The 13,731-nt window shown below is 44.0% G+C and carries 14 protein-coding genes, 3 tRNA genes and 1 pseudogene; 12 read left to right on the top strand and 6 right to left on the bottom strand.

Going from position 1 to position 13,731, the window contains the following annotated elements; genetic code table 11:
- The 3 genes from WMO25_RS06795 to WMO25_RS06785 all read left to right on the top strand — a co-directional run.
- Nucleotides 1-992 (top strand): DUF1846 domain-containing protein (locus WMO25_RS06795; protein ID WP_349084709.1); only part of this gene is annotated, 992 nt, incomplete at its 5' end.
- A gap of 77 nt (nt 993-1,069) precedes the next feature.
- Nucleotides 1,070-1,429 carry a molecular chaperone Hsp90 gene (locus WMO25_RS06790; protein WP_349084707.1) on the top strand — a complete coding sequence of 120 codons (360 nt, stop codon included), beginning with the start codon at nt 1,070-1,072 and terminating at the stop codon, nt 1,427-1,429.
- A gap of 184 nt (nt 1,430-1,613) precedes the next feature.
- Nucleotides 1,614-1,925, top strand: a complete 312-nt coding sequence (locus WMO25_RS06785) for a hypothetical protein (RefSeq protein ID WP_349084705.1) — start codon at nt 1,614-1,616, stop codon at nt 1,923-1,925.
- 353 nt (nt 1,926-2,278) lie between these two features.
- Here the strand turns inward: WMO25_RS06785 and WMO25_RS06780 are convergent.
- From WMO25_RS06780 to WMO25_RS06765, 4 genes are all read right to left on the bottom strand, one after another.
- A tRNA-Gly gene (locus tag WMO25_RS06780) sits at nt 2,279-2,351 on the bottom strand.
- Nucleotides 2,352-2,382: 31 nt separating this feature from the next.
- Nucleotides 2,383-2,455: transfer RNA gene (locus WMO25_RS06775), tRNA-Gly, on the bottom strand.
- A gap of 27 nt (nt 2,456-2,482) precedes the next feature.
- Nucleotides 2,483-2,555 (bottom strand) — tRNA-Gly (locus WMO25_RS06770).
- A 255-nt stretch (nt 2,556-2,810) separates the two neighbouring features.
- Entirely contained in the window at nt 2,811-4,055 is a 1,245-nt protein-coding gene (locus tag WMO25_RS06765) for an ammonium transporter (RefSeq protein WP_349084704.1), read from the bottom strand.
- Between the two features lie 511 nt (nt 4,056-4,566).
- Here WMO25_RS06765 and pyrF point away from each other — a divergent pair.
- The 3 genes from pyrF (at nt 4,567) to WMO25_RS06750 (ending at nt 7,247) form a co-directional block, all read left to right on the top strand.
- Nucleotides 4,567-5,487: an orotidine-5'-phosphate decarboxylase gene (gene pyrF, locus WMO25_RS06760; protein WP_117529161.1), complete on the top strand. Its 921-nt coding sequence runs from the start codon at nt 4,567-4,569 to the stop codon at nt 5,485-5,487.
- 90 nt (nt 5,488-5,577) lie between these two features.
- Nucleotides 5,578-6,342 carry a dihydroorotate dehydrogenase electron transfer subunit gene (locus WMO25_RS06755; RefSeq protein WP_349084702.1) on the top strand — a complete coding sequence of 255 codons (765 nt, stop codon included), beginning with the start codon at nt 5,578-5,580 and terminating at the stop codon, nt 6,340-6,342.
- Complete coding sequence (locus WMO25_RS06750) at nt 6,342-7,247, top strand: dihydroorotate dehydrogenase (protein WP_349084701.1); 906 nt, start codon at nt 6,342-6,344, stop codon at nt 7,245-7,247. Before WMO25_RS06755 ends, WMO25_RS06750 begins: the two co-directional genes overlap by 1 nt.
- 179 nt (nt 7,248-7,426) lie before the next feature.
- Here the strand turns inward: WMO25_RS06750 and WMO25_RS06745 are convergent, their stop codons facing one another.
- Nucleotides 7,427-8,833, bottom strand: a complete 1,407-nt coding sequence (locus WMO25_RS06745; protein ID WP_349084700.1) for an alanine/glycine:cation symporter family protein — start codon at nt 8,831-8,833, stop codon at nt 7,427-7,429.
- A 174-nt stretch (nt 8,834-9,007) separates the two neighbouring features.
- Nucleotides 9,008-9,949: a calcium/sodium antiporter gene (locus tag WMO25_RS06740; protein ID WP_349084698.1), complete on the bottom strand. Its 942-nt coding sequence runs from the start codon at nt 9,947-9,949 to the stop codon at nt 9,008-9,010.
- A gap of 383 nt (nt 9,950-10,332) precedes the next feature.
- Here WMO25_RS06740 and WMO25_RS06735 point away from each other — a divergent pair, with 383 nt between their 5' ends.
- From WMO25_RS06735 to WMO25_RS06710, 6 genes and pseudogenes are all read left to right on the top strand, one after another.
- Entirely contained in the window at nt 10,333-11,541 is a 1,209-nt protein-coding gene (locus WMO25_RS06735; protein WP_349084697.1) for a MalY/PatB family protein, read from the top strand.
- An 88-nt stretch (nt 11,542-11,629) separates the two neighbouring features.
- Nucleotides 11,630-12,313, top strand: a complete 684-nt coding sequence (gene pyrE, locus WMO25_RS06730) for an orotate phosphoribosyltransferase (protein ID WP_349084696.1) — start codon at nt 11,630-11,632, stop codon at nt 12,311-12,313.
- Between the two features lie 80 nt (nt 12,314-12,393).
- A complete protein-coding gene (locus tag WMO25_RS06725) occupies nt 12,394-12,549 on the top strand; it encodes a hypothetical protein (RefSeq protein ID WP_181966990.1) in 156 nt (51 codons plus the stop codon).
- An 83-nt stretch (nt 12,550-12,632) separates the two neighbouring features.
- Complete coding sequence (locus WMO25_RS06720) at nt 12,633-13,097, top strand: VanZ family protein (RefSeq protein ID WP_349084694.1); 465 nt, start codon at nt 12,633-12,635, stop codon at nt 13,095-13,097.
- A complete protein-coding gene (locus tag WMO25_RS06715; RefSeq protein ID WP_349084693.1) occupies nt 13,087-13,419 on the top strand; it encodes a hypothetical protein in 333 nt (110 codons plus the stop codon). Before WMO25_RS06720 ends, WMO25_RS06715 begins: the two co-directional genes overlap by 11 nt.
- Nucleotides 13,420-13,478: 59 nt before the next feature.
- Nucleotides 13,479-13,731: pseudogene (locus tag WMO25_RS06710) on the top strand (aminopeptidase); the annotation flags it as partial.

Genomic DNA, 13,731 nt, shown 5'->3' with positions numbered 1-13,731 from the left:
CGACAGAGCGTTCACTGATCGTTGTGACAGCTCCGGGACCGGGGAGCGGCAAGATGGCAACATGCCTGTCTCAGCTGTATCATGAGCATCAGCGCGGTATTAAAGCAGGTTATGCGAAGTTTGAGACTTTCCCAATCTGGAATATTCCTCTGAAGCATCCAGTGAATCTTGCTTATGAAGCAGCAACTGCGGATCTGAATGATGTCAATATGATTGATCCTTTCCATTTGGAAGCCTATGGCAAGGTTGCCATTAATTATAACAGAGATGTTGAGATTTTCCCTGTCCTGCAGACGATATTTAAGACGATTTCAGGAACATCGCCTTATCAGTCACCGACAGACATGGGTGTGAATATGGCCGGCAATTGTATTTTTGATGATGAAGCGGTGAAGAAAGCCGCAAGAGAAGAGATGATCCGCCGTTATTATATTGCCCTTTGTGAGCAGAAGAAGGGCAAGGAGAATAAGGCAGAGATCAGCAAGCTGGAAATGCTTCTGAACCAGGAAGGTCTTTCCACTGCAGATTATGCTGTTGCTGTTGCGGCTAAGACAACAGAAGAGGAGACAGGGGAACCGGCAGCAGCCATTGAACTTCCAGATGGAAGAGTTGTTACCGGCAAGAATAAGGCACTGCTTGGCGCGGCATCCGCAATGCTTTTGAATGCATTGAAAGCCCTGGCGGATATTTCGGATGATGAACATTTATTGGCATCAGAAGTTATTCGTCCGGTTCAGGAACTGAAGGTGAATTATTTGGGTAATCATAATCCGAGACTGCATACAGATGAAGTATTGGTTGCTCTTTCTGTCAGTGCGGCCTCCAATGAGAATGCAAAGAAAGCACTGGATTGTCTGCCGTTGTTAAAGAATTGCAATGCACATTGTTCAGTTATTTTATCATCTGTAGATACAGATATTTTCAGAAGACTTCGTATTAATTTAACGTGCGAACCGAAGTATCAGAACAAGAAACTATTCCATAACAATTAGTGTTGAAAATGAATCATCCGGTACATTGGTATTTAGAAAACAATGTGCTGGATCATTTAAAACGAAATGGGCATTTCGTGAAAGGAGTTATTATCCTGACAAAAACAGAAATGGTCAAAGAAATTTTGCAGGCAGGAAGCGCTTGCCAGGAACTGAAGACTGCAGCACAGAACTATCTGGATGCTGTAGGAACAGCAGACGAACAGGATAAAGCCGAGACACTTGTTGCAGAATGTGAAGCAGATGTCATGAAATGTGCAGACGTTATTGTATTTATGAAGACAGATGCAGCAAAAAAACATCTCGGAGCAGAAGTGGCAGCAGGAATTCTTGCCCATGAAGAGGAACTTCTGTCAAAAGGCATCGAATACTGCGATTGTCCTGGATGCACAGCAGGCAAAAGAGTGATGGATAACAAAGCACTTTTTCTCGCATAATAAAAAGGTGATTGACTTAGAAGCAGCATCAAAATGAATATAAGTATAAAGAAATCGGGTAAAGATGGAGCGAAAATCTTTACTCGATTTTTTTGCATTCTGGGAACAGGTGAATAGTATGTGTTTGATAAAATAAAACCATCAAGAAACAATAAATAATTGTGAGAAAGAAAAGAGGTAGTATATGTTGGGATTAATGAAGTTTAAGAAGTTATTCTGGAAAAAGTATGATGAATATGACAAACTCGACGAACTTGATCATGAGTTTATTGCTGGTTTTACGAAGAAAGAAATCATCAGAATGATACAGAATATGTCTGATGAAGAACTTGACAAAGCATTTGCGGATATTTCAGCTTTTACAGACTGTTCAAAACAGAGCATTATTTTATTAGATGAGAACAAAAAAGAAATACCATTGCAGAAAAATGTGCATATGATGTGTGAAAAATTGGCAGAAGGCTGTGGCAACATCGTTCTTACATTCGATGCATAGGTAGAAGAGCGCGAGACGGCGCACAACGTCCAGTGGACGTTGGTTATGCGCGGACCGAAGTGAAACGTAGACCTCGAACGTACGAGTCCGGCAATGGAGTAGAGTAGAAGCGAGACGGGGCGCTAAAGGTCCAGAGGACCTTTGTTAGCGCCGACCGGAACGGAGTGTAGACCTCGAATGTTCGAGTCTGGCAGGAAGAAGGCAGGTGCGAGACGGGGCGCACAACGTCCGGTGGACGTTGGCTTTGCGCCGACCGAAGCGAAGCGAAGATACGAACCCGTTCGAGTCCGGCAGGACTCGTTTAATATAGAAAGGGGATATCCTAATGGATATCCCCTTTCTATATTAAGAAGAGCGCGAGACGGGACTCGAACCCGCGACCCCGACCTTGGCAAGGTCGTGCTCCACCAACTGAGCCACTCGCGCATAACAAAGATAATATTCACTTTTTGTGAAGAGCGCGAGACGGGACTCGAACCCGCGACCCCGACCTTGGCAAGGTCGTGCTCCACCAACTGAGCCACTCGCGCATAAAGATGATATTCACTCTTGTGAAGAGCGCGAGACGGGACTCGAACCCGCGACCCCGACCTTGGCAAGGTCGTGCTCCACCAACTGAGCCACTCGCGCATAAAAAGTGCTATTCACAAGCACATGGATACTATACTATATGAAAGAGAATTTGTCAACAGAAAAACGGCAAAAAGTCAAAAAAAATTCAAATTGTATATGCTATTGACACAATAGGGATTTTAAGAGCGGTTCACACAGATAGATCATTGATGTGAAAAAATAGAGCTGATCACTTACGACAATGTATCATAAGCAATCAGCTCTATTATATGGAAGGAAATCTATTAAAATAATGAGTGAGCGAATTGAGTTTTAGTTATCTTTGTCCATTAAGAATCCGGCATAACCAGTTTCAAGACCATGTTCTGTTGCATCCAGACCTTCTAGTTCTTCTCTTTCAGATACACGGACACCAACAGTTTTCTTCAGGATTGTGAAGAGAATCAGGTCACATATAATGGCCCATCCTGCGATGCAGACAACACCCAGTAACTGGATCAGCAGATGATGAACACCGCCGCCATAGAAGAGGCCGTCTGTGTAGTCGAAGAGACCAACGGCCAGTGTACCGAAGCAGCCACACACACCATGCACTGAGCAGGCACCAACCGGGTCATCAACCTTCAGAACATTATCAATAAACGGAACGAAGATGCAAAGGAGGAGACCGGCTACAGCACCAATGATCATAGCACCAACGTTATCAACATTATCACAGCCTGCTGTAATGGCTACAAGACCGGCAAGAGAACCATTCAGGGAAAGTGAAACATCAGGTTTACCAAAACGTACCCATGTGTAAATCATAGCGACAACGGTTGCACATGCAGGAGCAAGTGTTGTTGTGGAGAAAATCTGTCCAAGATGCTGTCCGTCTGCAGCTGCGGCACCGTTGAAACCATACCAGCCAAACCAGAGAATGAAAACACCAAGTGCTGCAATACTGATATTATGTCCGAGGATTGGTCTTGCATGACCGTTTTTGTCATATTTACCGATACGAGGTCCAAGGAAGCAGGCACCGATGAAACCGGTGACACCACCAACCATATGAATAACAGCGGATCCGGCAAAATCAGTAAAGCCAAGATCGGTTAACCATGCTGTGCCGCCCCATACCCAGTGTGCTTCGACTGGATAGATAATCAGACTGATGACAAAACTGTAAATACAATAAGTAAGGAATTTAGTACGTTCAGCCATTGCACCGGAAACGATTGTTGCACAAGTTGCACAGAAAACAAGGTTAAATACGAATCCATAGCAGTCCATGCTACCGAAATCAAAAGGATTCATTGAAAAACCGCCCCAGAACTTGGAAGCGTCACCACAAAGAATATTGTAACCAACAAAGATGAAAGCAACTGTACCAAGACAGAAGTCCATTAAGTTCTTCATAATAATATTGCCGACGTTTTTGGCTCTTGTAAAACCAGCTTCACACATTGCAAAACCAGCCTGCATGAAATAAACCAGAGCCGCGCCGATCAGAAACCAGACGCCATGGCTTCCAAAAATAATACTGTTAACTGTTTCTAAGATTGCATTAGATTCCATAACTATTCCTCCTGTTCAAGTTTCTGAAACAAAAAAGGAGATACAGATGGAATAACCGGTCTTTCCATCTATATCTCCTTCGATATCATCTGTAACAGAACTTTATTGAATTGATTCACCACAATGCTGTGGGAAACTTTATGTCTAACATTATACTGACGTGTATGTAAGATGTCAACCCATGATTTGGGAAATTAATCCACAAAAAACAGGGATGGCAGAGCAAAGATTTAATAAAAATTTTACAAAATTGAAGATTTTAGAAAAAAGTACGTGAAATTTTGAAAAAACAGGCGTATAATCAATAAATTTACAAAGTTGGGAAATATCGTGCGATTTGACAACAAAATGCAAGAAAATGTAAGAAAATGGGAAAAGATGCAATAGGCACAGAGCAGTTTATTGCGGCGATTCGTATTTATCATGGTGATAGACTTGCGGCAAAATGGCGGATATGCTAAAATGAAAGGGATGTTTAAGGAAAATTGTGTTTAAGGAGGATATAGCGTACATGATTGATAAACTGGTGGGAAAGATTAAGAAACTGAATGCACCAATCGTTGTCGGACTGGATCCGAATCTGGCATTTGTACCGGAACATATTCAGAAGAAGGCGTTTGATGAATATGGTGAGACATTGGAAGGTGCTGCTGAAGCCATCTGGCAGTTCAACAAGGCGATTGTAGATGCTGTTTATGATCTGATTCCGGCTGTAAAGCCTCAGATTGCTATGTATGAACAGTTTGGGCTGCCTGGACTGGAAGCATTTCATAGAACAGTAGAGTATTGCCGTCAGAAGGATTTGGTTATTATTGGTGATATTAAGAGAGGCGATATCGGTTCTACTTCGGAAGCCTATGCAAGAGGCCATCTGGGCCCTGTAAAGGTAGGAAGCCGTTCATTATATGGTTTTAATGAAGATTTTGTTACCCTGAATCCTTACATGGGCTCAGACAGTATCAATCCTTTTATCAATACAGCAAAGAAAGAGAAGAAAGGTGCTTTTATCCTCGTTAAGACATCGAATCCGTCAAGCGGTGAATTCCAGGATAGATTGATCGATGGCCGTCCGTTGTTTGAGTACGTTGCTGAGAAGGTCAATGAATGGGGCAGTGACTATGTAGGTGAATGTGGATACAGCTATGTAGGTGCCGTTGTGGGTGCCACATACCCTGAACAGGCAAGAATTACACGTAAGCTGATGCCGAAGGCTTATATTCTTGTACCTGGTTATGGTGCACAGGGCGCTACAGCGAAGGATCTGCTGCCTAATTTTGATGAGAATGGCCTTGGCGCGATCGTGAATTCATCAAGAGGCATTATCGCTGCCTACAAGCAGGAGAAGTATGCGAAGTTTGGCGCAGAGCATTTTGCGGATGCTTCCAGAGCAGCAGTTATTGATATGCAGAAAGATATCGCATCGGTACTGTAAAAGCTGGTTGAGCAGATTTTTGCTGCTGATGATATAGAATGATGAAACCAGATAAAGCAATTCAACAGTGATTATATAAAGGACAAAAGCATGAGTGTAAGTAAAATCAAAGCAACTGTATTTTCTCAGGAACAGCTTGCATCTGATGTATTCAGTATGTGGCTGGAAGTCGGCAGTATAGCCTCTGAAGCAAAGCCGGGACAGTTTATCTCTGTCTATTCGAATGACGACAGCAAACTGCTTCCAAGACCAATCAGTATCTGTGAAATCGACAGGGAAAACGGCAGACTGAGAATTGTGTACCGTGTTGTTGGTTATGGTACAAAAGAATTCTCAGGATGCAAAGCAGGAGACACATTGGAGATTATGGGGCCCCTTGGCAATGGGTATACATTGAAGAAAGATAAGGCAATTCTTGTGGCCGGCGGTATCGGTGTGCCTCCGATGCTGGAGCTTGCCAAAGAACTGGATTGTGAGAAGACCATCGTTCTCGGTTATAGAGATGAACTGTTTTTGAACAAGGAATTTGAGCAATACGGCAAAGTGGTTATTGCCACAGAAGACGGCAGCTGTGGAACAAAGGGGAATGTACTGGATGCCATCCGTGCAGAAGGTGTCGATGGTCAGGTGATTTACAGCTGCGGACCAACGCCGATGCTGCGTGCGCTGAAGCAGTATGCGGCTGATAATGGTATTGAGGCATGGATTTCTCTCGAAGAGAAGATGGCCTGCGGTATCGGTGCATGCCTTGCATGTGTCTGTAAGTCAAAAGATGTGGATCACCATACAAACGTACATAATAAGCGTATCTGTAAGGATGGTCCTGTCTTTAATGCACAGGAGGTGGAACTGTAATGAATACAAAGGTAAATCTTGCCGGAGTTGAGCTGAAGAATCCTGTGATGGTTGCTTCAGGTACATTTGGTTCCGGTGCAGAATACAGTGAATTTGTTGATCTGAACCGTCTGGGTGCGGTTGTGACAAAGGGTGTAGCCAATGTACCGTGGCCGGGAAATCCGGCTCCGCGTATTGCGGAGACAGCTAGCGGCATGCTCAATGCCATCGGACTTCAGAATCCGGGCATTGATCTTTTTTCAAAGAGAGATCTGCCGTTTTTGGAGAAATATGATACAAAAGTCATTGTTAATGTATGCGGACATTCTACAGACGAATATCTGGATGTGGTTGAGCGCCTTGCAGATGAACCGAGAGTGGATATGCTGGAGATTAATATTTCCTGTCCGAACGTCAAGGAAGGCGGTATTGCTTTTGGGCAGGATCCAAAGGCAGTGGAAGCCATTACAAAGGCTGTCAAGGCCAAGGCCAAACAGCCGATCATCATGAAACTGAGCCCGAATGTCACAGATATCACAGTGATGGCGAAGGCTGCTGAGGCCGGCGGTGCAGACTGCCTGTCTCTGATCAATACATTGACCGGTATGAAGATTGACATCGAAAGACAGACATTTGCCATTGCCAACAAGACAGGCGGTCTTTCCGGTCCTGCTGTTAAGCCGGTTGCCGTCCGTATGGTGTATCAGGTAGCCAATGCAGTCAAGATTCCAATCATTGGTATGGGCGGTATCTGTACAGCTGAAGATGCCATGGAATTTATCCTGGCTGGTGCAACAGCTGTTTCAATCGGTACGGCTAACTTTGCAAATCCATATACAACCGTAGAAGTTATTGATGGTATTGAAGCGTACATGAGAAGACATGGCGTGGAAGATATCAACGAACTCATTGGTCTTGTAAAATAAAGATTAATTCCCGAGGTTTAATTACCTAGCTGATGATATCTTTCTGGAAACGGGCTCATCGCCCAATGTTTCCAGAAAGATATCATCAGCCAGGTTGAATTAAGACCTCGGGAATTTTTTATGCTAATGGGGTTCATCGCCCAGGTTTTTCGGGTTGTTGACTATTTTTTGTAAGTATTTTATCGTCCGCGTTCTTTATCCAGAATTTTCTGGAATTCACGGATATCCCGGGCAATTTCACCGCTCAGCAGAAGCATACAGATCAGGTTTGGAATGGCCATCAGGGCGTTGGCGATATCGGAAAGTTTCCATACAAGGTCTAGCTGCATGGTAGCACCGAAGAAAACAACACATGAGAAAACCAGACGGTAAATGATATTCAATTTGTGTGTGTTCAACAGATACTCAAAAGCCTTTTCACCATGATATTCCCATCCGAGAATCGTGGAAAAGGCAAAAAGTGCAATGCCGATGGTGACAAGCCATCCGCCGAGAGGGCCAAGAACGGTTTTGAATGCGGCGATGGTCAAGGCAGAACCTGTATAGAGACTGCCTGTGGAAGGATCGATCTGACCCAGCATGCCGGAGCTTGCAATGCAAAGACCGGTGATAGAGCAGACAACGATTGTATCCCAGAATGTACCGGTCATATTGATATAGGCCTGGCGGACAGGATGATCGGTTGTTGCGGCAGCAGCAGTGATGGCGGCAGAACCCATACCAGCTTCGTTAGAAAAACATCCGCGGGCAATACCATACTGCATGGCCGCCATCATTGAAGCGACAACATTACCAAGGACGCCGCCTGTGACAGCCTGTGGTGTAAAGGCATACTCGAAGATCATGACAAGACCGGCCGGGATGTTCTGAATATTGCCGATGATAACAATAATACCGGCAATAATATAGAAAACAGCCATTAGAGGGACGACAACAGAAGAAACTTTTGAAATAGATTTAATACCGCCGACAATAACAGCAAGTGAGAGAATGGTCAGGACAACACCAATAGCCACCTTGGAAAAGCCGACGGTTTCATTTAAAGCGGAAGAAATGGAGTTGGCCTGGGTCATATTGCCGATGCCAAAGGAAGCCAGAACGGCAAATAAAGCAAACAGCCAGCCAAGGACTGCACCGAATCCTTTAGGCAGTGCTTTCTTCATTGTGTACATAGGGCCGCCGGACATTTCACCTTTTTCATTGCGTTCACGATACTTGATGGCCAGCATACATTCACTGAATTTGGATGTCAGACCGAAACAGGCGGAAATCCACATCCAGACAAGGGCGCCGGGACCGCCGGATACCATGGCTGTTGCAACACCAACGATGTTGCCGGTGCCGATGGTAGCTGCAAGAGCGGTTGTTAATGCGGAGAACGGAGAAACGTCGCCATCGCCTCTTTTCTGAGTACGGGCCTCCTTACTCAGTGTACTTTTGATGGCGTATCCGAGATTTCTCCATGTAAGGAAACCAACACGGATGGTCAGAAAAATACCGGTGCCTACAAGCAGGACAAGCATAGCGGGACCCCAGACGAAGTCATCCACTTTCGTTACAAGATCAAAAATTTTTTCGTAGCTCATTTACATCTTCCTCTCTCTTTATTATTTTCACAGACAGCAGACAAGGAGGCATGAACAGGCAGAGGCAGTCCGGTCATGATATCTGTGAAAAACAAAAAGAGGCCGCGGATATTCCGCAGCCTCTTTGCTGATTGAAATAATGTTATCACGTTTTTGTGCATTCGGCAAGTATTTTTATCTTAAAATAATATAAGCTGTATAAAACGCATAGAGAATAATCATAAAAATTCCCTCGCCTCTGGCCAATCGTTTCTTGCTCCAGCAGAAGAAAAGGACAAGGATGCTGAAAATCATCAGGATAATACAGTCGTAAACAGCAGAAGGCTGCAGTGCGACAGGATGGATACTTGTTGAAATACCAAGGATCATCAGAATGTTGAAAATGTTGGAACCGACCACATTACCGATGGCAAGATCGTTTTCACCTTTCCTTGAGGCAACAATGGAAGTGACCAGTTCCGGCAGGGAAGTACCGAAAGCAACAACTGTCAGTCCGATCAGGGTTTCTGAGAGACCGAAATTGGCAGCAATTTCAGAGGCACTGTCCACGACAAAGTTGCCGCCGTAAATGATCATGATACATCCGATGACGACAAATACAATGCTTTTCAATGGAGAAAGAACTTCTTCCATTGGATCTTCAGCATTTTCACTGCGGGACTTTAAAGCATCCCTGACCTGGATGGCAACAAAGAGAACAAAAAGCACAAGAAGCGTCAGCCCCTCAAGTCGGCCGATATTGAGCCGTCCGAATCCGAACAGGCTGAATATCAGAAGCAGTGCTGCGGCAACAATTGAAAATGGAAACTCACGTTTCAAAATGCCTTCATTGACCGGAATGGCACTGATGGCAGCACAGGCACCGGTAACAACCATGAGGTTGAAAATGTTGGAACCAAGAACGTTGCTGATGGCAATTTCATTCTGACCGGCCAGGGCAGCTGAACAGCTGACGGATAATTCCGGGGCACTTGTACCGAAGGCAACAATGGTCAGGCCGATGACAGCGGCGGGAATGCGAAGCAGTCTGGCAATGGATGAGCTGCCGTCTACAAACAGGTCCGCTCCTTTAATAAGCAGGATAAATCCTAGGATCAATAAAATGTAGGTTAGCATAAATAGACACCTTTCGTAAAAATCTTGTAACTGTTCAGAGCTAACCTCCAAAATGCTGCGCATTTCGTCGGTGTGGCGTATCCGCAAAATAAAATTTCAAAAACAGTCTTAAAAATGTAAGCATTTTATAACTGTTTTTGAAATCTTGCTTGGCTCTGAACAGTTACAAAATCTTTTAATAAAACAGAACTTTTGGCGAATAGATGATGTTTCAAAAGTTCTGTGATAAAGTATAACGATATGGAACAAAAAAGTCAACGAAATACAGAGAAAGAATTGCTTTTTCGGTGCAGATATAGGAAAATAGAAAAGAAGATAAAATCAGCGGTGAAAGGCAGTCAGCAGCTGCAATCAATGCTGGAAAAAATGAGGATAGGAATAATATGAAATATGATTTTACATCGATCATTGACAGACAAGGACAAGATGCTATGGCTGTAGATGGTCTTGGAATGTATCCGGGAATGTCACCGTCAAAACCAAAGGGAGGTTTTGATTTTATCCCGATGTGGGTGGCGGATATGAACTTTCCGACAGTGCCGACGATTCCGGAGGCCATTATTGAACGTGCAAAACATCCGGCTTACGGATATTTTGCACCTAGAGATACCTATTTTGATGAAATTATCAAATGGCATCAAAAACGAAATGGCGTAAATGGACTGAAAAAAGAGTATATTGGCTATGAGAATGGTGTCCTCGGAGGGATCCTTTCGGCACTGCAGTGCCTGGCGGCACCAGGGGATGCGGTCCTTTTGCACAGCCCGACATATATTGGCTTTACCGCTAGTCTGAAGAACAATGGCTATAGGATGATACACAGTGAGTTGAAGAAGGATGCAGAGGGCATTTACAGGATGGATTATGAGGATATGGAAGCGAAGATCAGGAAGTACCATATCCATGCTGCGATTATGTGTTCACCTCATAATCCGACGGGCCGTGTCTGGGAACAGTGGGAGCTGGAAAAGGCGATGGCGGTATATGAACAATATGCTGTGACAGTGATCTCAGATGAAATCTGGTCAGATATTTTACTGGATGGACAAAAGCATATACCTACACAGCAGGTAAATGATTATGCCCGGGAACACACAGTGGCCCTGTATGCACCAAGCAAAACATTTAATCTTGCAGGTCTGATTGGGAGTTATCATATTATATATAATGAAGCATTGAGAGACAGAGTGGAGGCAAGGGGCAGTAAATCCCATTACAATGAGATGAATGTTTTGTCCATGCATGCACTGATCGGTGCCTATAAACAGGAGGGTTACGAATGGGTGGATGAGCTGTGTCAGGTTTTAACAGAGAATGTACGATTTGCCTGTGATTACATTGCAGCACATTTTAAGGGTGTGACGGTATCAAAGCCTCAGGGAACTTATATGCTTTTTCTGGATTGTACACAATGGTGTGAAGATCATGGCCAATCCATGGATGAACTGCTTCAGGCCGGCTGGGATGTGGGCGTCGGCTGGCAGGATGGGCGTCCATTCCATGGGGAACATCATATCAGAATGAATCTGGCGCTGCCGAAGTGTCGTGTCACGGAGGCTTTTGAACGACTGGACAGGTATGTTTTTGGTTGATTTTTCGTTGGAAGTTGAGTATAATAACAGAGAAGAAAAGTCAGAAAGAGATCAGTGAATTTTTAATCACAAAAAGGAGATTATAGATATGGAACAGTACAAAGAAGAGTTTATCCACTTTATGGTGGAAGCAGATGTGTTGAAGTTTGGTGAATTTACATTGAAGAGCGGCAGAAAGTCTCCGTTTTTCATGAATGCAGGTGCCTATGTGACAGGTTCCCAGTTAAAGCGTCTGGGCCAGTATTACGCAAAGGCAATTTATGCAAAGTATGGTGATGATTTTGATGTACTGTTCGGACCAGCTTACAAGGGTATTCCGCTTGGTGTTGTGACAGCGATTGCTTTCAGTGATCTGTATGGCAAGGAGATCCGTTACTGTTCAGACCGTAAGGAGACAAAGGACCATGGCGCAGATAAGGGCAATTTCCTGGGAAGCCCTTTAAAGGACGGTGATCGTGTTGTGATGATCGAAGATGTAACAACATCCGGCAAGTCCATGGAAGAGACTGTTCCGAAGGTCAAGGGTGCAGCAGATGTGACGATTGTCGGTCTGATGGTTTCTCTGGATCGTATGGAAGTCGGCAAGGGCGGTGTGAAGTGTGCCTTGGATGAAGTGAAAGACCTCTATGGCTTTGAGACAAATGCCATTGTTACAATGGCGGAGGTTGTTGAATGCCTGTATAATAAACCGTGTAATGGGAAGATTGTGATTGATGACAAGCTGAAGGTTGCCATTGATGCATACTATGAACAGTATGGTGCAAAGGAATAGTAGACTTTGATCGGATGTCGGCGGACATCCGATCGATGTATCATTCAGATACGAGCGTAGACATGGAAAGGACAGCGAAGATGAGAATAGAAGATAAGATATCAAAGTTGATGTGTCAGACTGGTGCATGCAGCCTTGTCCTTGGAATTTTATCTGTGATCGGCGGGCTGGTTCTCGGTATTATCGGAATTGTCAATGGAGCAAGGCTTTTGAGACATCATTCTGATTTAATGTAAATCATTTCAGAAATAATTGAAAATGTATCACGGCTGCCGGTCAGTGCAGCCGTGGTGCCATTTTTTCAGGCAGGGGGAGTTGCGTGAGCCGACAGACAAAGCGGTGTATCAAATTCGGCAGTTTCGTACTGCTTATTTTGTATATCGCTGTTTTAATTTATGTATGCTTTTTAAGTGAAGATTATGGAAGAGATGTTGTGACTTCCTATTATAGATATAATTTTATCCCATTTAAGGAAATTCGAAGATTTTATATATACAGAGATGTTGTAGGAATCCGGGCATTCCTTGCCAATTTATTTGGTAATGTACTGGCATTTATGCCTTTTGGATTTTTTATGCCCATATTAAGATCGAGGCTCAGAAAATGGTATTGTATGTTGGGCATGACATTTTTACTGAGTTTGATGATTGAGATCATACAGCTGCTGACAAGGGTTGGATCCTTTGATGTAGATGATTTAATTTTGAATACTTCAGGAGGTATCCTCGGATATCTTTTGTTTTACATAATCAATAAAGTAAGGAGAAAATGGAATGGCGCGTAATATATACAGTTTCATCAAAATAGAAAAACGTCAGACAAAGCGCGGTATTTATGCATCAGCTTTTGGCATTGCGTCTTTGATCTGCATGGCCGTTCTTATAATTGCATCTTTTGTTAAAGCCGGCAATCTTCCGGCATTTGTCGGCGGAATCGGATACCTGAGCCTTCTTGCGGCGGTATTTGGACTCTGGTTGTCTGTTCAGCTCCGCAAGGATAACGAAGCCTATGGTACGATGGTGCATGGCGCTTTTTATATTAATCTGGCGTCTGTTATGATTCATGGTCTGATTTTTTTGGCAGGTTGTTTGTCTATTATCATGTAGGGCAGACATTGTTTCGGTCGGAAGATTAGGTTTTTCAGCTGGAATTCGGATGATTATAGATGAGAAAGGTGAACATAGTGAAGAAAGAGGTAAATAGAGAAGAAGTGCAGGCGTGGGTGCAGGAACGCTTTGAACTGTCTGTGACGAGAATTAGTGGGATTGCCAAAGAACATGCGGCGGCATCCCCGTTTGGTGATTATTTTAACAGTCAGGCGGCCTTTATTTTGTATGTAGAGAACATCTACAAAATGCGTCAGGACGGTGGTTTTGCACGGCTGACCACGGAGGCACTGGCTGAGATGAATCATTGCT

Origin of the sequence: Coprococcus intestinihominis (assembly GCF_040096555.1) — a bacterium.
In the GTDB taxonomy this organism is placed as follows: domain Bacteria; phylum Bacillota; class Clostridia; order Lachnospirales; family Lachnospiraceae; genus Coprococcus_A; species Coprococcus_A intestinihominis.
Note: the sequence above shows the minus strand (reverse complement) of the source record. Positions and strands in the feature narration are given on the sequence as shown.